The sequence below is a fragment of the Aureibaculum algae genome (assembly GCF_006065315.1).
GTDB classification, from domain to species: Bacteria; Bacteroidota; Bacteroidia; order Flavobacteriales; family Flavobacteriaceae; genus Aureibaculum; species Aureibaculum algae.
Map to the genome: position 1 here is coordinate 2,434,165 of NZ_CP040749.1, position 19,834 is coordinate 2,453,998.

The 19,834-nt window shown below is 30.6% G+C and carries 21 protein-coding genes; 11 read left to right on the top strand and 10 right to left on the bottom strand.

The features are described 5' to 3' along the window. Positions 1-30: 30 nt before the first annotated feature. The 11 genes from FF125_RS10070 to FF125_RS10120 are packed head-to-tail and all read left to right on the top strand — an operon-like array spanning position 31 to position 8,460. Positions 31-1,515 (top strand): phytoene desaturase family protein, encoded by a 1,485-nt coding sequence (locus FF125_RS10070; RefSeq protein WP_138949650.1) that lies wholly within the window; start codon positions 31-33, stop codon positions 1,513-1,515. A gap of 4 nt (positions 1,516-1,519) precedes the next feature. Further along, positions 1,520-2,356: a phytoene/squalene synthase family protein gene (locus FF125_RS10075; protein WP_138949651.1), complete on the top strand. Its 837-nt coding sequence runs from the start codon at positions 1,520-1,522 to the stop codon at positions 2,354-2,356. Beyond that, on the top strand, positions 2,357-2,806 hold the full coding sequence (locus FF125_RS10080; protein WP_117880590.1) for a sterol desaturase family protein: 450 nt from the start codon (positions 2,357-2,359) through the stop codon (positions 2,804-2,806). After that, on the top strand, positions 2,807-3,517 hold the full coding sequence (locus tag FF125_RS10085; protein WP_138949652.1) for a lycopene cyclase domain-containing protein: 711 nt from the start codon (positions 2,807-2,809) through the stop codon (positions 3,515-3,517). Then, on the top strand, positions 3,514-4,935 hold the full coding sequence (locus tag FF125_RS10090) for an SDR family oxidoreductase (protein WP_138949653.1): 1,422 nt from the start codon (positions 3,514-3,516) through the stop codon (positions 4,933-4,935). Before FF125_RS10085 ends, FF125_RS10090 begins: the two co-directional genes overlap by 4 nt. Before the next feature lie 17 nt (positions 4,936-4,952). Further along, entirely contained in the window at positions 4,953-5,636 is a 684-nt protein-coding gene (locus FF125_RS10095; RefSeq protein WP_138949654.1) for an SDR family NAD(P)-dependent oxidoreductase, read from the top strand. Between the two features lie 4 nt (positions 5,637-5,640). Further along, a complete protein-coding gene (locus FF125_RS10100; RefSeq protein WP_138949655.1) occupies positions 5,641-6,102 on the top strand; it encodes a TspO/MBR family protein in 462 nt (153 codons plus the stop codon). A 10-nt stretch (positions 6,103-6,112) separates the two neighbouring features. Continuing rightward, positions 6,113-6,283, top strand: a complete 171-nt coding sequence (locus tag FF125_RS10105) for a Lacal_2735 family protein (RefSeq protein ID WP_117880598.1) — start codon at positions 6,113-6,115, stop codon at positions 6,281-6,283. Beyond that, entirely contained in the window at positions 6,284-6,757 is a 474-nt protein-coding gene (locus tag FF125_RS10110) for an SRPBCC family protein (protein WP_138949656.1), read from the top strand. Further along, positions 6,744-8,039 (top strand): cryptochrome/photolyase family protein, encoded by a 1,296-nt coding sequence (locus tag FF125_RS10115; protein ID WP_138949657.1) that lies wholly within the window; start codon positions 6,744-6,746, stop codon positions 8,037-8,039. Before FF125_RS10110 ends, FF125_RS10115 begins: the two co-directional genes overlap by 14 nt. A 1-nt stretch (position 8,040) precedes the next feature. Then, positions 8,041-8,460 (top strand): DUF2141 domain-containing protein, encoded by a 420-nt coding sequence (locus FF125_RS10120; RefSeq protein WP_138949658.1) that lies wholly within the window; start codon positions 8,041-8,043, stop codon positions 8,458-8,460. A 29-nt stretch (positions 8,461-8,489) separates the two neighbouring features. On the opposite strand, the gene FF125_RS10125 is transcribed toward FF125_RS10120, so the two are convergent. The 10 genes from FF125_RS10125 to FF125_RS10170 form a co-directional block, all read right to left on the bottom strand. After that, positions 8,490-9,158, bottom strand: a complete 669-nt coding sequence (locus FF125_RS10125; protein WP_138949659.1) for a hypothetical protein — start codon at positions 9,156-9,158, stop codon at positions 8,490-8,492. Between the two features lie 27 nt (positions 9,159-9,185). Then, on the bottom strand, positions 9,186-10,373 hold the full coding sequence (gene fabV / locus FF125_RS10130) for an enoyl-ACP reductase FabV (protein WP_138949660.1): 1,188 nt from the start codon (positions 10,371-10,373) through the stop codon (positions 9,186-9,188). A gap of 96 nt (positions 10,374-10,469) precedes the next feature. Next, complete coding sequence (locus FF125_RS10135) at positions 10,470-11,738, bottom strand: adenylosuccinate synthase (protein WP_117880604.1); 1,269 nt, start codon at positions 11,736-11,738, stop codon at positions 10,470-10,472. Positions 11,739-11,748: 10 nt separating this feature from the next. Beyond that, complete coding sequence (locus FF125_RS10140) at positions 11,749-12,201, bottom strand: Fur family transcriptional regulator (RefSeq protein WP_117880605.1); 453 nt, start codon at positions 12,199-12,201, stop codon at positions 11,749-11,751. An 87-nt stretch (positions 12,202-12,288) separates the two neighbouring features. Next, the gene (locus tag FF125_RS10145; protein ID WP_138949661.1) at positions 12,289-14,508 is read right to left on the bottom strand and encodes a RelA/SpoT family protein; all 2,220 of its coding nucleotides are present in this window, start codon (positions 14,506-14,508) and stop codon (positions 12,289-12,291) included. Positions 14,509-14,598: 90 nt separating this feature from the next. Next, on the bottom strand, positions 14,599-15,768 hold the full coding sequence (locus FF125_RS10150; RefSeq protein WP_138949662.1) for a hypothetical protein: 1,170 nt from the start codon (positions 15,766-15,768) through the stop codon (positions 14,599-14,601). A gap of 132 nt (positions 15,769-15,900) precedes the next feature. After that, positions 15,901-17,130, bottom strand: a complete 1,230-nt coding sequence (locus FF125_RS10155) for a M48 family metallopeptidase (RefSeq protein WP_138949663.1) — start codon at positions 17,128-17,130, stop codon at positions 15,901-15,903. 4 nt (positions 17,131-17,134) lie between these two features. Further along, positions 17,135-17,593, bottom strand: coding sequence for a C40 family peptidase (locus FF125_RS10160; RefSeq protein ID WP_138949664.1), 459 nt, complete (start codon positions 17,591-17,593; stop codon positions 17,135-17,137). A 48-nt stretch (positions 17,594-17,641) separates the two neighbouring features. Next, a complete protein-coding gene (locus tag FF125_RS10165) occupies positions 17,642-18,430 on the bottom strand; it encodes a TrmH family RNA methyltransferase (RefSeq protein WP_138949665.1) in 789 nt (262 codons plus the stop codon). Between the two features lie 100 nt (positions 18,431-18,530). Further along, complete coding sequence (locus FF125_RS10170) at positions 18,531-19,826, bottom strand: amidohydrolase family protein (protein WP_138949666.1); 1,296 nt, start codon at positions 19,824-19,826, stop codon at positions 18,531-18,533. Between the last annotated feature and the right edge of the window lie 8 nt (positions 19,827-19,834).

The window sequence follows — 19,834 nt, forward strand, 5'->3', positions numbered from 1 at the left end:
TTTAATAAAATTGTATATTTGTTAAACAATATGAAAAACAAAATTATTATAATAGGATCAGGCTTTTCTTCATTAGCGGCCTCTTGTTACCTAGCTAAGGCTGGCTATTCCGTTACTGTTTTAGAGAAAAATGAAATGGTTGGGGGAAGAGCGAGAGTTTTTGAAAAAGACGGATTTAAATTCGATATGGGTCCGTCTTGGTATTGGATGCCGGATGTTTTTGAGAGTTTTTTCGCTGATTTTGAGAAAAAAGTTTCGGATTATTACGAATTAAGTAAATTGAGTCCTGCTTATCAGGTCTACTTCAATACGTCAGATAGTATAAAAATATCAGATAACTTAAATGATATAAAAAAGACTTTTGAGGAAGTTGAACCCGGTAGTTCAAAATATCTTCAAGATTTTATAGACTCTGCAAAATTTAATTATGAAGTTGCCATAAAGGATTTGGTTTATAAACCAGGAAATTCTATTGCAGAGCTCATAACTCCAGTTACAATACAAAGAGTCAATCAGTTTTTTACAAGTATTAGAAAAAAGGTTAGAAAAAAAATAAAGAATGAAAAGCTGATTCAAATACTGGAGTTTCCGGTATTGTTTTTAGGAGCAAAGCCGAGTAATACACCTTCCTTCTATAATTTCATGAATTATGCCGATTTCGGTTTAGGTACATGGCATCCAAAGGGAGGAATGCATGAAGTTATTAAAGCAATGATAAGTCTTGCAACTAGTTTAGGTGTAGAAATTAGAAAAAATAGCAATGTTTCAAAAATTGTAGTTGAAGACGGTAAAACAATAGGCGTTCAAGTAGACAATTCGCTTTTAATAGCAGATGTTGTTTTAAGTGGTGCAGATTATAATCATACAGAGACCTTGTTAGATAAACCATACCGACAGTATTCTGAAAAGTATTGGGAGAAAAAAGTGTTAGCCCCATCGTCTTTATTATTTTATGTGGGTTTTGATAAAAAAATAAAAGAAGTATGTCATCACACCTTATTTTTTGATTCTGATTTTGATAAACATGCTGTTCAAATTTATGACGAACCTTCTTGGCCAGAAAAGCCTTTATTTTATGCGAACTTTCCAAGTTTAACAGACCCTTCATTTGCACCAGAAAATAAAGAAGCAGGTTTCTTTTTGATTCCAATAGCTCCTGGTATTGAAGATACTCCAGAAATACGAGAAACGTATTTCAATCATATTATGGATAGGTTTGAAAAATTAACCAATCAAAGCGTAAAAGAGCATATTCTATTTAAAAAATCGTACTGCATCAAAGAGTTTAAAGAAGATTATAATTCTTTTAAAGGAAATGCATACGGGTTGGCAAATACACTAACGCAAACTGCTTTTTTAAGACCAAAACTAAAAAGTAAAAAAGTAAATAATTTATTTTTCACAGGACAATTAACCGTTCCTGGACCTGGTGTGCCACCAGCATTAATCTCTGGAAAAGTTGTATCTAGTTTAATACAAAAACATTACCCTTTAGTTCATCACCAAAATCAATAAGCTTATGGATAATTTATTTAATTCAGTTTCAGTAGGGTGTAGCAAATTAGTTACAAAATCTTACAGTACATCATTTACATTGGCGGTAAAAATGCTGGCACCCTCAATAAGAGATGCAATTTATAGCATTTATGGTTTTGTGCGTTTTGCAGATGAAATTGTAGATACTTTTCATGAATATAACAAGGCAAATTTACTAGAAGAGTTTGAGCAAGATTATTACAAGGCATATCATGAAGGTATTAGTTTAAATCCCATTTTGAATGCTTTTCAACTCACCGTAAAAAAATATAATATTGATGATGATTTGGTGCAATCCTTTTTAAAAAGTATGCGACTGGATTTGACAAAGCATACTTATGATAAAAATGAATATGAAGATTACATCTATGGTTCTGCCGACGTTGTAGGGTTGATGTGCTTAAAAGTTTTTGTGAAGGGAGATGAAAACAAATTTAATGAACTAAAAAAATCGGCAATGCGATTGGGTTCAGCATTTCAAAAGGTGAATTTTTTAAGAGATTTAAAAGATGATATTGAAGTCTTAGATAGATCTTATTTTCCTAATATAGATATTCATAATTTAGATAATATTTCTAAATTGGAAATTATAGCAGAAATAGAGGAGGATTTTAAAATTGCATATCAAGGTATAAAAAACCTCCCAAATGAAGCTAAATTTGGTGTTTACACATCTTATATTTATTATAAATGTTTATTAAATAAATTAAAAAGAACCCCAAGTAAAAAAATAATGAATACCAGAATACGCGTTTCTAATCCTCGTAAGGTTAGCTTATTAGCACAATCTTTTGTAACTTACAAATTGAATTTAATGTAAATGATAGTTTTAAAATTCATATTAATAACACTGGTTACTTTTCTATGTATGGAAGCGGTAACATGGATAACTCATAAGTTTGTCATGCACGGGTTTATGTGGTATTTTCATGCAGATCATCATCAACCTAAATATGAAAACACCTTTGAAAGAAATGATATTTTCTTTGTGATTTTTGCCATACCTAGTATTTTGCTTTTTTATTTTGGGGTTGATGGTGGTGTAAATTATTTATTCTTTATTGGTTTGGGTGTACTATTATATGGTATTTCTTATTTTCTAGTACATGATGTACTCATTCATCAAAGGTTTAAATGGTTTAAGAAAACCAAAATTAAATATTTAATAGGATTAAGAAAAGCCCATAAAGTGCATCATAAACATCTTGGAAAACAAGAAGGAGAATGCTTTGGTATGTTGCTTGTTCCATTTAAATATTTTAAGATATAAATGTCACTTTACCTACTTTTAAATTTAGCGTCTTTTAGCATCCCGTTTTTATATAGTTTTGAAAAACGAATGCATTATATTCAATGGTGGAAAGAAGTTTTTATATCCATTGTAATTGTAGCGACATTTTTTATCATTTGGGATATCATCTTCACCATGGATGGTGTTTGGGGATTTAATGAGGATTATTTGATTGGTATCACTATATTTAGCTTACCAATAGAAGAATGGCTTTTTTTTATTTGTATTCCTTATGCTAGTATATTTATCCATTATGCATTTCAATATTTTTTTCCAAAAACGCATGTTCCGGTTAAAATTTCTAATATAATAACTATTAGTCTTGCTGTTTTGCTATTTATAGTTGCCATAGTTAATTTCGATAAGGCGTATACTTTGTACAACTATATCATTTTAAGTTCCGTATTATTTTATAGTTTTTTTACAAAAAATAAGCAATTACCTATATTTTATATCACTTTTTTAATCATCCTTATTCCATTTTTCATTGTGAACGGAATACTTACGGGTAGTTTTATTGAAGAACCTGTAGTGTGGTATAACAATAGTGAAAATTTAGGAATTAGAATAGGTACCATTCCCATTGAAGATGCTGGGTATGCCTTTACCATGCTTTTTGGTAGTATACTGATAATAGAAAAGTTTAAGAAATCGTCATTGTTTTTTAACAAACATAAAACAAGGGTATGAAAATATTATTAACAGGTACTACAGGCTATATTGGTAAGCGATTAATTCCAATATTATTGGAACTAAATCATAGTTTAGTTTGTTGTGTAAGGGATAAAGGTAGGGTTCCTGAAATTGTAAAAAATAATAAGAAGATTACCTTAATTGAGGTAGACTTTTTAAAGGAAGATACTTTAAAAGTAATACCAAAGGATATAGATGCTGCTTATTATTTAATTCATTCAATGTCTTCTTCTTCCACAGATTTTGAGAAGCTAGAAGAACAATGTGCTTTTAATTTTAAAAAATATATTGAAAACACTAATGCGAAACAAGTCATTTATTTAAGCGGAATTGTTAATGATAGCAATTTATCAAAACATTTGGCTTCTAGAAAAAAGGTTGAAATGACGCTTCAATCTGATACATACTCCTTGACAACTTTTAGAGCTGGGATAATTGTAGGAAGCGGAAGTGCATCTTTTGAAATTATTAGAGATTTGGTTGAAAAATTACCCCTCATGATAGTACCCAAATGGGTAAGAACAAAATCTCAATATATTGCAATTAGAGATGTATTGTCTTTTCTCTCTAAAGCAATTGGTAAAACAGAATTATACAATAAGTCCTTTGATATATTTGGTCCTGATGTACTCACATACAAGCAAATGATGTTGCAGTTCGCTGAAGTTCGTAAGTTTAAACGGTATATTTATTCTGTACCGGTAATGACACCAAAATTATCATCCTATTGGTTGTATTTTATTACTGCTACTTCTTATAAATTGGCCATAAGTTTAGTTGATAGTATGAAAGTCGAAGTTATCGGCGAACCTAGTGCTATTAATGAAATGCTAAATGTTACCCCAATCACGTATAAAGAAGCTGTGGAAAAGGCTTTTATAAAAATAGAACAAAATAGTAGTGTTTCCAGTTGGAAAGATTCTTTTGTAAGTGGAAGGTTTAATAAGAAATTATCTCAATATATTGAAGTACCTCATTATGGATGTTTTAAAGATATAAAAACAAGAGCCATAAAAAATGAAGCTAAAACCATAGATAAAATTTGGTCTATTGGGGGTAAAAATGGTTGGTATTATGGTAATGTCTTATGGAAAATCAGAGGATATTTAGATAAAATATTTGGAGGAATAGGATTGCGACGTGGTAGAACTCATCCAACAAAATTAAGTACAGGAGATGCTTTAGATTTTTGGCGAGTGTTATATGCTGATAAGAAAGAAAAACGACTCTTACTTTATGCAGAAATGAAGTTACCTGGAGAAGCTTGGTTGGAATTTGTAATTATAAAGGACATATTATACCAACGAGCGGTATTTAGACCTAAGGGGTTGTATGGTAGGCTCTATTGGTATAGTGTATGGCCATTTCACGGTTTTATTTTTAATGGTATGATAAATAAATTGATTAATGTTTAAGTTTTAAAATTGATAAAATGAAAAAAATAATAATTATTGGTGGAAGTAAAGGAATTGGCAATGCCATTGTACAAACTTTAATAGATAATTGTGAAATTATAAATATTAGTAGAACGCCTTCAGATATAAATCATAAAAACTTAAGTCAATATCAATGCGATGTTTTGGAAGATGAATTACCAGAAATTGAGGTAGCAGATTCACTAATTTATTGTCCAGGAAGTATCAATTTAAAGCCAATTTCAAAATTAAGTATTGATGATTTTAAAGAGGATTTTAACATTAATGTAATTGGTGCGGTAAAGGTGATACAAAAGTACCTACCGCAATTAAAAAAAGGTAATGCACCTTCAATAGTACTGTTTAGTACAGTTGCTGTAAAATTAGGTATGCCATATCATGCAAGTATTGCGACGGCCAAGGGGGGAGTGGAAGGCCTTGTTAAATCTCTAGCAGCTGAATTGGCACCTACAGTGCGAGTTAATGCTATTGCACCTACAGTAACAGATACAGGTTTGGCTGATAAATTATTGAGGAATGATACCATGAAAGAAAAAATGATAGAAAGACATCCTCTAAAAAAATACTTAGACCCAAAAGAAGTGGCAACCATGGCTGAGTTTTTAATATCAGAAAAAACGGCTTCTATATCAGGACAAATATTCGAGATGGATTGTGGTATTGTAACGCTAAAATTATAGAGCAATGAAATATAATATATTAGTTGTCATTTTCTTAGTTATAAATTTTGGTGCATTAGCCATTGGTAGTTGGTTAATGAATAATGGACCACAAACCGAATGGTATATTGGATTGAATAAAGCCCCGTGGACTCCACCAGGTTGGGTTTTTGGAGCTGCCTGGACTATTATAATGATTTGTTTCTCAATTTATATGGCTCAGTTATATGCCAATGAGAATACAGGGAAAGTTATTATTTTATTTATTTTTCAAGTAGTACTAAATGTAAGTTGGAACTATGTTTTTTTTAACCAACATGCAGTTAGTTTTGCTCTTATCATAATTACTTTACTCACCGTATTAATAATCTATTTCTTAATCGCTTATTACAGTAAGTTACAATTGATAAGTTTATTGCTATTACCTTATGTTATTTGGCTTGCTATAGCCACATCACTCAACTATTATATATACACAAACAATTAAAAATCATATTATGTTCAACCTTTTTAAGAAACAATCACCATTAGATAAGCTAAATGACAAGTATAAAAAGCTTTTAGCAGCTTCTCATCGATTATCGGCTACTAACCGTAAGGAAAGTGATCGAAAATATGCGGAAGCGGATGAAGTATTAAAACAAATTGAAGCATTAAATAAACAGTAAATGGCATTTTATCAATTATTGAAGGAACAAAAGATTAATTGCACCATTGATGAGATATGGGATTTTATATCTTCACCAGCAAATCTTAAAGAAATAACACCTGATTATATGGGGTTTGATATTGTGTCAAAAAATCTTCCAGAAAAAATGTACCCAGGTATGATTATTTCATATAAAGTTAGTCCTCTTTTAGGAATAAAAACGCTTTGGGTAACAGAGATAACAAAGGTAAGAGATAAACAATATTTTGTTGATGAACAAAGGGTAGGACCGTATTCATTATGGCATCATCAACATATTATTGAACCCATAGAAAATGGTGTTTTAATGAAAGATATTGTGAGTTACCAACCGCCATTTGGATTTTTAGGAGCCATTGCAAATACATTGATTATAAAAAATAAATTAAAAGAAATATTCGATTATAGAACACAGGCAGTCGAAAAAAAATTCGGTATTTATGAAGAAAATTAAAATTTCAATCTTTTGGTATAGACGCGATTTACGTTTAGAAGATAATGTAGGTTTAAAATCAGCTCTGGAAAGTGGACTTCCAGTACTTCCGATATTTATTTTTGATGATGAAATTTTAGAAGATTTGCCTAAAAACGATGGAAGGCTTAGTTTTATTTATACGTCATTGAGAAACATTCATTTAAAATTAAAAAATAAAAACAGTTCATTACTTATTAAAAAAGGAAACATAGCAGAAATTTGGAAAGCGTTAATAACTGAATATGATGTGAAAAAAGTTTTTTTTAATAGGGATTATGAACCATATGCCATTAAAAGAGATCAAGAAATAACTACTTTTTTAGAATCAAAGAATATTGAAGTACGTAATTTTAAAGATCAAGTGATTTTTGAAAAAAATGAAATACTAAAAGGTGATGGAAAGCCATATACCGTTTATACGCCATATAAAAATAAATGGTTAGAAAAATTTAATCAGAGTCCTTTTAATGTAGAAGATGAGAACAATTTAGATTGGGATCATTTTTATAATTATGAAACCCTATTTCCTAGCCTAGAAACCATTGGTTTTGTAAAAAGTAAACAGAAAGTACAACCTGTCAATTTAAGTGTCATTTCAGATTATGATTTAAATAGAGATTTTCCTGCAAAAAATGGGACCTCTTATTTATCTCCTCATTTGCGTTTCGGTACGGTAAGTATCAGAAAATTTGTGATGATTGCTTTAGAAAGGAATGCTGTGTTTTTAAGTGAACTTATTTGGAGGGAGTTTTTTATGCAGATATTATTTCAATTTCCAAAAGTGGTAACTCATAATTTTAAATCTAAATATGATGGTATAAAATGGCGAGATAGTAAAGAAGATTTTAAACGATGGTGCGAAGGTAATACAGGATATCCTTTGGTTGATGCTGGTATGCGAGAATTAAATGAAACAGGATATATGCATAATAGGGTTCGCATGGTAACCGCAGGTTTTTTATGTAAGCACTTATTAATTGATTGGAGATGGGGTGAAGCTTATTTTGCTGAAAAATTATTGGATTATGAATTGTCTTCTAATAATGGTAATTGGCAATGGGCAGCCGGAACAGGTTGTGATGCGGCACCATATTTCAGAGTTTTTAATCCAGCCTTACAATTAAAAAAGTTTGATTCAAGTTTAGAATATACAAGAAAATGGATTCCTGAATTTGATTTAGGATATACTGAACCTATGGTAGATCATAAATTTGCAAGAGAAAGAGCATTATCTGCTTATAAAATAGGATTACAACAATAAAATGATTTTTAAAAAATTAAGTATTATAATTTTTCTAATCACTTCAGTGGTTTCCTGGTCGCAATCGAAATTTAATCTAAAAGTCTCAATTGAGGGGTTAAATTCGGATGAAGGAAAATTATTTGTTGCTCTTTATGATCATCGAGATGATTTTTTGAAAAATCCATATCAAGGAGAAATTGTAGAAATCATTAACGGGAAAGCAATTGTAGAATTTAGCCAATTACCGCAAGGTACTTATGCGATATCCTCTTTTCATGATGAAAACAATAATGGGTTATTAGATAAAAACTATTTTGGAATACCAAAAGAACCGAATGCGTGCAGTAATAATGCAAAAGCAAGATTTGGTCCACCTAAATATGCGGATGCTAAGTTTAACTTAGAGAAAGAGGATACATCCATTAAAATCTCATACTAGAGTAGATTTTAAGAAGATCCTCAAATAAATTATAGGGCTCCTTCCGAAATTAGCATTTTGATGTGACCGTCGTTATCAACTTTATATGCTGTTTTAACAGTTTTCGTAAGAATTTGCTTTTCATCTTCAGGATCAAAACAGGATTCATTATCAATGATATTAATAGTGTAAGTTTCATCTATTGAAAACTGTCTATCCCAACTACAATCGTAATTAATACCACCAGCAAGGATTAATTTATCAATGACTTTATTGTTTTCATCTATGGTTTGAAGTTCAAAATAGGGTAGGGTCTCTTGTTCGTCTGTATTCTGATAGGTAAATACTAAGACTTTGATTTCATTTATATTTGGTAGACGCGTATAAAAATAACCTTCACCTATATAAGGATAGTTTTCGCTATCTGTAATAAATAAATTTTCACTGTTTAAAAAAGTAGTAGAATCAGAAAAATAGGTATTTAGTTTGGCATTTTTGTCAATTAAATTCCTTCTCTCAAAAGACTCTAGTGTGTAATGATAATCCAGAATTGAATCTTTATCAAACGCAAAAGAAAATGGTAATTCTTGAACAGAAATACTATCAAAATCATTTAAAGAAATAAGGTCTTTTACTTTTGGGTCTAATTTATTTTGCTTTTTACAAGCTGCAAAAAATAAAAGTACAATTAGGGTGGCTACTAAACTTTTTTTAAGCATTATTCTTTGAAAATTTAGATTTGTTTTTTATTGTAGGCCAGGTATACTTACCATTTCGTTCGTATCTTTTTCATAATCTATTCCGTCAAAATTAAAACCAAATAGATTGAAAAACTCATCTTTATACCCCTCTAAATCACCAATTTCAGGTAAAGATTCCGTAGTAGCTTCTTCCCATAATTGAGCTACTTTTTCCTGAATATCATCACGCATTTCTAAATCATCAATTCGAATTCTTCCTTCACTATCTACTGGAATTTCCCCAAGATATAATCGCTCTTTAAATAATCTATAAATCTGTTCAATACATCCTTCTTGAAGGTTTTTTTCTTTCATTACTTTATACAATAATGAAATATAAAGTGGTATTACAGGAATTGCAGAACTTGATTGTGTAACTAAGGCTTTATTAACAGAAACAAAAGCTTTACCTTTTATGTCTTTCAAGGCATCAGTAATTGTAAAAGCAGTGGCTTCTAAATGATCTTTCGCTTTACCAATAGTACCTTTTCTGTAAACCGGTTCTGTAAGTTTAGGACCAATGTATGAATAAGCTACTGTTTTAAAATTATCAGCAAGTAAACCTTCTTTCTTTAGTTTGTCAATCCACATCTGCCAATCTTCACCACCCATTACCGTAACTGTATTTACAATATCTTCTTCGGTGCAAGCTTCAATAGAAATTTCTTTAACTTCTCCGGTATGAAAATCCACCGTTTTATTTGTGTATGTATTACCTATCGGTTTTAATGTAGATTTATAACGAACTCCAGTTTCAGGATGTGTTCTAACTGGTGACGCTAAACTATAAATTACCAAATCAATCTTACCTAGATCTTTTTTTATCAGTTGAGCCGTTTGCTCTTTAATTTCATTTGAAAATGCATCCCCATTGATACTTTTAGCATATAAACCTGCTTTATGAGCTTGTTCTTCAAAAGCAGCTGTATTATACCAACCAGAAGATGCTGTTCTTCCTTCTGCTGGTGGTTTTTCAAAAAACACACCAATAGTAGAAGCATTTTCTCCAAAAGCACTGGTTATACGTGATGCCAAACCAAAACCTGTAGAAGCTCCAATGACGAGTACATTTTTTGCACCATCAATAGGGCTTTTTGATTTTATATAATCGATTTGGTTTTGTACATTTTTTGCACATCCTTCAGGGTGAGAAGTGATACAAATAAATCCACGTGTTTTTGGTTGTATTATCATTCGTTTGGTTTTATTACATTATGGAAAATGATCACACATTTTTAAACTTAAAAATGAGTAGGATTATTATTTTTCCAAATGAGGTTTAAAAATATTTTATCTAAAAATAGTTTGTTTTCTGTCTGGTCCAACAGATACAATCTTAACAGGTACTTGTACTTCTTTTTCTATAAAATCAATATAATCAATTAAATTCTTTGGTAATTGATCGGCAGTTTCCATTCCTGTTAAATCTTCATCCCAACCTTTAAATTCCGTATAGTTTACACTAACGTTTTCTGGTTCTATGTTATAAGGTAAATGTGAAATTTCCTTGCCTTGATAAGTATAAGAGGTACATACTTTTAAAGTGTCAAAACCTGAAAGTACATCACCCTTCATCATATTTAATTGCGTTACACCGTTTATTTGAACAGCATATTTTAATGCCACTAGATCTAACCATCCACAACGGCGAGGTCTACCTGTAGTTGCTCCAAACTCATGACCAACTTTTGCCATGGTTTCACCATCTTTATCGAACAATTCTGTAGGAAAAGGACCAGAGCCAACACGGGTCGTATAGGCTTTAAATATACCATATACTTCACCAATTTTATTAGGGGCTACCCCTAAACCAGTACAAGCACCAGCAGCAGTAGTGTTTGAAGAAGTTACAAACGGATAGGTACCAAAATCTATATCTAATAAAGATCCTTGAGCACCTTCTGCCAAAATGGTTTTATTATTTTTCATAGCGTTGAATAAATATTCTTCACTATCAATAAAAGTCAATTGTTTTAATACATCAACAGCTTTGCAGAATTGTTTTTCTAACTCTACAAGATCAAATTGAATATCAACTTCAAAATAATTAAGCATTTTTAAATGCTTTTCTGTTAACGCTTTGTATTTGTCTTTCCAATCTACTAATTCAAGATCGCCAACACGCATACCGTTTCTTCCAGTTTTGTCCATATAAGTTGGACCAATACCTTTTAAAGTAGAACCAATTTTGGCTTTACCTTTAGAAGTTTCTGAAGCCGCATCTAATAATCTATGTGTTGGTAAAATTAAATGTGCTTTTCTTGAGATAAACAACTTTGATTTAAAATCAATATTGTAAGGTGCAAGATTCTCTAATTCTTTTTGAAAAATTACAGGATCAATTACTACACCATTACCAACAATATTTATAGCTTTATCGTGGAAAATACCTGAGGGAATAGTGTGTAAAACATGTTTGTTTCCATCAAAAATTAAAGTATGTCCTGCATTTGGACCACCTTGAAAACGTGCTATAATGTCATAATTTTTTGTAAGGACATCAACTATTTTACCTTTTCCTTCATCGCCCCATTGCAAACCGAGTAATAAATCAACCATTGTATATTAATTATTTTTTATTTATATCTTTATTTCTTTCACCATAAAAGTATAGTGAATGATTATTTACTTTTATGTCAAAAACTTCTTCTATTGTTTTTTTAATCGTTTGAATCCTAGGATCACAAAACTCAATTACTTCACCTGTATCGGTAAGGATAATATGATCATGTTGTTTGTCAAAATAAGACTTTTCGTAATGAGCTTGGTTTTGACCAAACTGATGACGTCTTACTAACCCACATTCTAATAATAACTCTATCGTATTGTAAAGCGTAGCTCTACTTACACGATAGTTCTGATTCTTCATATAGATATAGAGAGATTCTATATCAAAATGATCGTTATGATCATAAATTTCTTGAAGAATGGCGTATCGTTCAGGTGTTTTTCTATGGTTATTTTGTTCTAAAAAATTGGTAAAAACACTTTTTACAATTTCCTGATTTTTAGAATTATCCATATTTATCTTTGATTAAAAAGCAAATTTACGTTTTAAAAATAAGTATTTCTTAAAGGTTTATTAAAAAGTTTAACAACTTTTGAACACCTAACTGTTTAGACGTGATATTTTATCAATTCCGTCTATTTTTTTTAATTTTTGCATCAACTTTTTAAGTTGATCATTGTTTTTGATACCAACTGTTATTTGCCCTGTAAACACACTTTGACCTCCTGAAATATTTATGTTATAAATATTGACATTCATATTGCTCGAAATAATATGAGTAACTTCATTTACCAAGCCCATATGATCAATACCTGTTAATTTAAGTAGTACTTTATGTTCTTGTTGTGAAGAATCGATCCATTTTGCACTAATAACTCTATAGGCAAACTGAGATTGCATACTTATGGCATTAGGACAATTTTGTTTATGTACTTTAATACCATCCGAAACAGTAACAAATCCAAATACTTTATCGCCAGGAATTGGATTACAACATTGAGCCAACTTATATTCTAATTTTTCATCATCCTTTCCAAAAACTAGTAAATCGAACTTATCGGTTAGTTCATCATTTTTATTTTCAGTTGGTTTTTTTTCTCCCCTTCTTATGGTGTTTTTAAAGAAATTATAAATAGCATTACTACGTTGACTTACAAAATTTTTAAGTTGTTGATTGTCTATACCTCCATTACCTAGTCTATAAAAAAGATCGTGACTTGTCTTTAATTTAAAATAACTAACCAATTCATTGATTGTTTTCTCATTAAAAGGAACTTTTAAATGACGTAGTTTACGTTCTAAAACTTCCTTACCATCATTGGCAACTAGTTTTTGGTCCTCTTTTAAAGCTGCTTTTATTTTTGATTTAGCTCTTGCAGTTTGAGCAAAGTCAAGCCAACTTAATTTTGGTTTTTGACTAATTGAAGTAATAATTTGAACTTGGTCACCACTATTTAACGTATGACTTAAAGGTACTAATTTACCATTAACTTTAGCACCTCTACACATCATACCAACATCGGTATGTATGGCAAATGCAAAATCTAACGGTGTTGACCCTTTTGGTAAGGATTTTATATCACCCTGAGGGGTAAATACATATATTTCCTTAGCATATAAATTTAATTTAAATTGTTCAACAAAATCAACTGCATTTATATCAGGATTCTCTAACGTTTCTTTTAATTTATTTAACCAATTTTCTAGTCCACTTTCCTTTTCATTACCGTGTTTGTATTTGAAATGAGCAGCATATCCTTTTTCTGCAATTTCATCCATACGTCTAGAACGTATTTGTACTTCGACCCATCTTCCTTTTGGACCCATTACTGTAATGTGTAACGATTCGTAGCCTGTAGATTTTGGTTGCGAAATCCAATCTCTTAAACGATTTGGATTCGGATTAAAACTATCCGTTATAATGGAATAAATTTTCCATGCATTGAATTTTTCATCGGGTAATTCTGAGCTATAAATAATACGAATAGCAAACTTGTCATAAATTTCATCAAAGGATACCCCTTGATTCATCATTTTTTTTCGAATGGAATAAATGGATTTTGTTCTTCCCTTTATCACATAATCAAAATTTTCTTTATCTAATGTTTTCTCAACACTTTCGGTAAAGGCCTTAATATATTCCTCTTGCTGTTCTTTACTCTCTTTTATTTTAGTGAGAATATCGTTAAATACTTCTGGCTCCGTATATTTTAAGCCGAGATCTTCCAATTCTGTTTTTATATTATACAATCCTAATCGGTGAGCTAAAGGAGCATAGATATATAAGGTTTCTGAAGATATTTTTATTTGCTTGTGATGCGGCATGGCATCCATGGTCTGCATATTATGCAAACGATCAGCAATTTTTATGAGAATAACTCGTACGTCATCATTCAGAGTTAATAGCATTTTTCTGAAATTCTCAGCCTGAATAGAAACTTCTTGTTCCTTATTTAAACGAGAAATTTTGGTTAAACCATTCACGATTTTCGCAACAGTTTCACCAAACAGACCTTCAATATCTTCAAAGGTATAGTCCTCTGAATCTTCGACAACATCATGCATTAATGCACACATAATTGAGGTAGCACCTAATCCAATTTCATTGGCAACTATTGAAGCTACAGCAATGGGATGATAAATATAAGGTTCTCCAGTTTTTCTACGCTGGTCTTTATGTGCATCAACAGCAACATCAAATGCCTTACGTATCATTTCCTTATCTGTTTTAGATAAGTGTTGATAGGTAGCACTTAGCATTTTTTTATAACGCCTTGCTATTTCTTTATTTTCCTCTTCGAGGGTTGCAGTGTATGCCATAGAATAAAAGTAAACTAAAGATTTTTATTGAGCAAGTTTTATTAGTTTTTAGTAAATAATCGATGGAGAGTAGCGATAGTTAGATATGATTTATAGTTTCTGGAACTTTTTAACTTTTTCATATTCAATTGAATCAATTTGCTTTAAAAACATTGGGAATGTTTTTTTCGATTCTATTATTTCATCCTTATCGTAATCAAAGTTATCTCTATATGATATATTATATTTTTGCAATAAATAAACATTTCTTATATCATAATAAGCATTATAAATTACATCGTTAAAACGGATAAAATCCTGATAAGTAGAACTTTCCGAAATCTGATAGAACACCCCTAATTCTTTGTTTGGTAATAGTTTTAATTTCATGAATTCGTTTAGCTTATTAATATTAATTATTGTGTCGTTTAATGTTACTTTATTTTTATCAATATATAATCTTAATATTTCTCCCTTAAAATAATCTAATAAAAATGAAGGAGGAGGAGGACTTAATTGATTTTCTTCAGAATTGTATTTATGATAATCTATTTCGGAAATAGGCCTCAATTTAGTTGATAGGAAATTAATTTTCTCATAAGAATCTGATTTTAAGTAATAATATACTTTTAAATATCCCGCCAATCTCAACTGATTACTTATTAAATTAACATCAGACATTTTTAAATTTTTATCAATGATTAATGTTACTTTATTAATGTGTAGTGAATTTTCATAATGATTTGAATAATCACTTAGTTTACGCAAAAGTATGTGGTATTTTGAATTAACATGAACTGTTGTATCTAAAAAATTAGCAACTAAATTTGAATCGATGTAACTTAGGTATAATGGGTTTCTAAAATATTTTGGCCCTATATTTCTTTTAATTCCATGACCGTCCGGTAATTCTAATTTAAGATTTTTATCATTTAAATAGTCAAAAATAAAACGCTCTGCTTGCTTCTTTTTTAACGAAACAAAAATACTGTCAGTCTCATTTTTAAAAGTAGTAAGTTCATTTTTATTAACTTTAATCTTAAAAACACCTGATCTTGTAGTAGCATTACCGAAAAGAATTTTATCATCGTTTCGTTTATATTCAACAGTATCATTATATACTCCAAAGAAATCAATAAATTTTCCATTTTCAAATTTGATTAGGGCAGGTACTCTTTCTTTTGGAAATGTAAAGTGTCCTTGCCAATAACCATCAATATCAACCTCATTGGCACAGCCGATAGTAAGTATGGATAATAAAATAAAAGTAAACTTTTTCATAAGTCGAAGATAGAAATCATTATTTCGATATAAGGTGTTTACATAACCTCTCGACTCCGCTCGAGGAGACAATAGTCATAATAAACTAGTTTTTTAAAACAGTTGAACAACAAATAATCACTTAAATTAATGCTACATCATCGCTTTAACTCTTTGTAACAGCGTAGGATGCGAATAATGCATAAAAACATATGCTTTATGAGGCGTTAAATTACTCAAACTATTTTTAGATAATTTTTTTAACGAGGAAATTAAAGGTTTCGCACCAAAATGAGATTTAGCATAATCATCAGCTTGGTATTCAAATTTTCTAGAGAAAATATTCATGATTAGCCCTGTAATTTCTGAAATGGGACTGTACAATACGCCAAAAGCTATTAAACCAATATGGAAACTAGGTTCGGCGACAGATAAAGCATTGGCTAATAATTTACTGTCAATAAAAAAGGATAAAAGATACAACGTTAATCCCGTTAAAAGGATAGAACTTATCATATTAAATACGACATGTTTCTTTTTATAGTGGCCAACTTCATGAGCCAAAACGGCAACAATTTCATCGGTATCTAAATCTTTAATTAAGGTGTCGTATAAAACGATTCGTTTTTTTTTTCCAAACCCTGTAAAATAGGCATTGGCTTTTGTAGAGCGTTTTGAACCATCTATAACAAAAATTTTATCGAGGTTGAATCCTACTTTTTCTGCAAAATTTTCTAAAGCTGCTTTCAGCTCACCTTCTTCTAAAGGACTTTGTTTATTGAATAATGGCACAATCAAAGTAGAATAGAAAAGCATCATAAATACTGAAAAGAAGGCCATAAATGCCCACGTATAGATCCAAAAGCTGTTGCCTGTTAGTTGATAAAACCATACTATCAATGCTAAAATTCCACCACCAACGATTACCATTAATAACCATCCTTTAATTTTATCTAAAAAAAATAATTTTTTAGTGGTTTTATTAAATCCGTATTTTTCTTCAATAACAAAGGTTTGGTAGTAGGAGAGTGGTGTTGTTAAAATATCGCTACCCAACATTATAATTCCAAAAAACAATAGTGTAATTATCATTTCATTATCACTAAAACTTCGTGCCAATTGATCTACAAAAGCAAAACCATCCAAAAAGAAAAAAGCTATTGTTAATAGGAATGAAAAGGCACCGGTAATACTTGAAAACTTAAAGTTTTCTTTTTTGTATGCTTGAGATTTTAGGTATTCTTTTTCATCATAAACATCCTCTAATAATGGAGGAATGACATCATCAAAATGTTTAGAATTCAAATAATCTAAGTAATTATCAATAATAAAATTGATGACTAATATGCCAATAATAATATAAAATACAGTTTGTGGAGTCATCAAATTAATAAATTAAAATACGTTTTGCATAACGGAATTTCTTTTTCCAATACACGTTATCTAACTTAGATTTTATAATGCCTTTAGAAGTAGAACTGTGCATAAACAAGTTGTCTCCAACATAAATCCCCACATGTCGATATTTTCTAGAAGGTCTGAAAAATATTAAATCACCAGGTTTTAAACTGTGTTTGGAAACTTTTTTTCCCATTGTCGCCATGTCCTTAGTCATTCTTGGTAGCTGTGTTTTTAAGCCATCTTTATATACTTTACCTACAAAACCAGAACAATCAAAGCCTCTTCTATCCGTACCACCATATTTATAAGGTACTCCTTTATAGAGTTGATATTGTTTTTCTAATTCAAACTCAACCTTCGACACTGCAGCTGCTTTTTTTGAAGATCCACAACTCATTAATAAAAGAATTAAAAGGGAAACAAATAGGAATTGAATTTTTGTCATATGGTAAAAAATATTCAGATACTTATAAACCTTCACTAAAAGAAAGGTTTAGGCAAATTTACGTTGTCTTTTCGCTTCAAAAATAAGAATTGCAGCGGAAACAGAAACATTTAATGAATCTATTTGTCCTTGCATCGGTATAATTATATTTTGTGTGGAGTTATTTAGCCATTCTTCACTTAATCCAGTTGCTTCTGTACCCACAACAATTGCGGAAGCCTCAGAATAATCAACTTTTTCATAAGATTTAGATGCTGTTAACGCGGCACAGTAAATAGTTATATTGTTTTCCTTTAGATACGTAATTATTTCAGCTGTGGTACCTGTGGCAATTTGATTTGTAAATACGCAGCCTACACTCGACCTAATAATATTTGGATTAAACATATCTGTTTTGGGGTTGGCAATTAATACAGCGTCAACATGTGCAGCATCTGCTGTCCGCAATAAAGCACCAATATTACCTGGTTTTTCAGGAGCTTCAGCCACTAAAATTAATGGATTTTTAGATGTTAAATTTAATGAGGTCAAACTGAAATTTTTACTTGCAGCAATAGCAATAATACCCTCAGTAGAATCGCGTTGAGCTATTTTTTGATAAACCTCCTTACTTATTTTAATAATTTCAGTTTGAAAATCATCAAGATTAGAATCTGTGTAAATTTCATCACAATAGAGTAGTTGCAATACTTTATAATTACCCTTTATTGCCAATGAAATTTCTCTTTTCCCTTCAATAACAAAACGTCCCGTGTTTTTTCTAACACGAGACTTGCTTTGTAATTGTACAATTTCTTTTATAAAACTATTGTTTATGCTTGTTATTTCTTTATGCATTTTTTTAATATATGAGACATGGAGTATTGTATTTTTACTACCACTTATCACTCGTGCGTTTTAAATTTGAGATTTTTCTCTATTCTCTATTCTCTATTCTCTATTTACTATATTTATTACTGTATCTTTTCCACAATTCTGTTTGATGGGTTTCTAAACTTAATAATCTACCATCGATATAGGCGTGTGATAATTGATTGGTACGCATGTCTAAAGCATCACCTTCACTGATAAATAAAGTTGCACTTTTACCAACTTCTAACGTACCATAATCTTTATCAATACCTAAAATTTTTGCCGTATTACCTGTGATTAGTTGTAAAGCTTTTTCTTTATCAAGACCTTGACCAACTACTTGGCCTGCATAAAAGGGTAAGTTTCTACTATTCATCCGTTCCATTGAACCACTATTTTCTAAACCTACTAAAATTCCTGCATCAGTCAACAGTTTAGGAAGCTTATAAGGAAAATCATAATTATCATCATTATGATTGGGTAAACTTTGTGTTCTTTGCACTAATACTGGAATAGAATGCTTTTTAAGTATATCAATGGTTTTATTCGCTTCATATCCTCCAACGATTACAACATTTTTCACACTCATTTCTTTTGAAAATGTTACAGCATCAATAATTTCACGTGCATTGTCAGCATGAATATATAATTTTTTAGCTCCATCAAATAAACCTATCGAAGCTTCAAACGGTAAGTTTTTAGTAGATTCACTACCTAATTTATATGTTTTAGCACCTACCAAAAACTGTTTAATTTCTTCGACTTGTTTACCATAATCTTTATTTGGTTTTATTCCAGGTTCTTCACCAAATCTTCGTCTACCATTAGAAAAGCTATTGGGCCAGTTTAAATGTATACCATCATCAACTTTTACAGCAGCATCTTCCCAATTCCAAGCATCAAGTTGCACAACAGAAGATGTTCCAGAAATTCTACCACCTCTTGGTGTGATTTGAGCCAATAATACACCATTAGGTCGCATACTTTCTACAACTTTAGATTCTGCATTATAGGCAATTAAACTTCTAACATGTGGAATTACCCCTCCAATTTCTGATTGGTCAACAGAAGCTTTTACCGCGTCAATTTCACCTAAACCTAAAGTAGAATTTGGCATTATAAATCCAGGATAAACATGTTTGCCTTTGGCATCAATAATTTTACCGCTCGTATTGGTTATAGCAGCATTATCAATAGCTGTAATTTTTCCATTTTCAAATGTAATGACGCTATTTTCTATAATTTCTCCATTACCAATATGTGCTGTGGCACCCACTATTGTAATTACTTCAGATTGTTTATCTGCCGGCGTTTGTTGTGCTGTTAGTTGAATTGTAAAAACGAATAACAGACTGGTAACTATATTTTTTATTATTTTCATTTTGTCAA

Excerpts from the sequence above, each read along its gene's own strand:
- FF125_RS10070 (WP_138949650.1), top strand. The coding sequence starts at position 31 with ATGAAAAACAAAATTATTATAATAGGATCAGGCTTTTCTTCATTAGCG.
- FF125_RS10075 (WP_138949651.1), top strand. The coding sequence starts at position 1,520 with ATGGATAATTTATTTAATTCAGTTTCAGTAGGGTGTAGCAAATTAGTT.
- FF125_RS10080 (WP_117880590.1), top strand. The coding sequence starts at position 2,357 with ATGATAGTTTTAAAATTCATATTAATAACACTGGTTACTTTTCTATGT.
- FF125_RS10085 (WP_138949652.1), top strand. The coding sequence starts at position 2,807 with ATGTCACTTTACCTACTTTTAAATTTAGCGTCTTTTAGCATCCCGTTT.
- FF125_RS10090 (WP_138949653.1), top strand. The coding sequence starts at position 3,514 with ATGAAAATATTATTAACAGGTACTACAGGCTATATTGGTAAGCGATTA.
- FF125_RS10095 (WP_138949654.1), top strand. The coding sequence starts at position 4,953 with ATGAAAAAAATAATAATTATTGGTGGAAGTAAAGGAATTGGCAATGCC.
- FF125_RS10100 (WP_138949655.1), top strand. The coding sequence starts at position 5,641 with ATGAAATATAATATATTAGTTGTCATTTTCTTAGTTATAAATTTTGGT.
- FF125_RS10105 (WP_117880598.1), top strand. The coding sequence starts at position 6,113 with ATGTTCAACCTTTTTAAGAAACAATCACCATTAGATAAGCTAAATGAC.
- FF125_RS10110 (WP_138949656.1), top strand. The coding sequence starts at position 6,284 with ATGGCATTTTATCAATTATTGAAGGAACAAAAGATTAATTGCACCATT.
- FF125_RS10115 (WP_138949657.1), top strand. The coding sequence starts at position 6,744 with ATGAAGAAAATTAAAATTTCAATCTTTTGGTATAGACGCGATTTACGT.
- FF125_RS10120 (WP_138949658.1), top strand. The coding sequence starts at position 8,041 with ATGATTTTTAAAAAATTAAGTATTATAATTTTTCTAATCACTTCAGTG.
- FF125_RS10125 (WP_138949659.1), bottom strand. The coding sequence starts at position 9,158 with ATGCTTAAAAAAAGTTTAGTAGCCACCCTAATTGTACTTTTATTTTTT.
- fabV (WP_138949660.1), bottom strand. The coding sequence starts at position 10,373 with ATGATAATACAACCAAAAACACGTGGATTTATTTGTATCACTTCTCAC.
- FF125_RS10135 (WP_117880604.1), bottom strand. The coding sequence starts at position 11,738 with ATGGTTGATTTATTACTCGGTTTGCAATGGGGCGATGAAGGAAAAGGT.
- FF125_RS10140 (WP_117880605.1), bottom strand. The coding sequence starts at position 12,201 with ATGGATAATTCTAAAAATCAGGAAATTGTAAAAAGTGTTTTTACCAAT.
- FF125_RS10145 (WP_138949661.1), bottom strand. The coding sequence starts at position 14,508 with ATGGCATACACTGCAACCCTCGAAGAGGAAAATAAAGAAATAGCAAGG.
- FF125_RS10150 (WP_138949662.1), bottom strand. The coding sequence starts at position 15,768 with ATGAAAAAGTTTACTTTTATTTTATTATCCATACTTACTATCGGCTGT.
- FF125_RS10155 (WP_138949663.1), bottom strand. The coding sequence starts at position 17,130 with ATGACTCCACAAACTGTATTTTATATTATTATTGGCATATTAGTCATC.
- FF125_RS10160 (WP_138949664.1), bottom strand. The coding sequence starts at position 17,593 with ATGACAAAAATTCAATTCCTATTTGTTTCCCTTTTAATTCTTTTATTA.
- FF125_RS10165 (WP_138949665.1), bottom strand. The coding sequence starts at position 18,430 with ATGCATAAAGAAATAACAAGCATAAACAATAGTTTTATAAAAGAAATT.
- FF125_RS10170 (WP_138949666.1), bottom strand. The coding sequence starts at position 19,826 with ATGAAAATAATAAAAAATATAGTTACCAGTCTGTTATTCGTTTTTACA.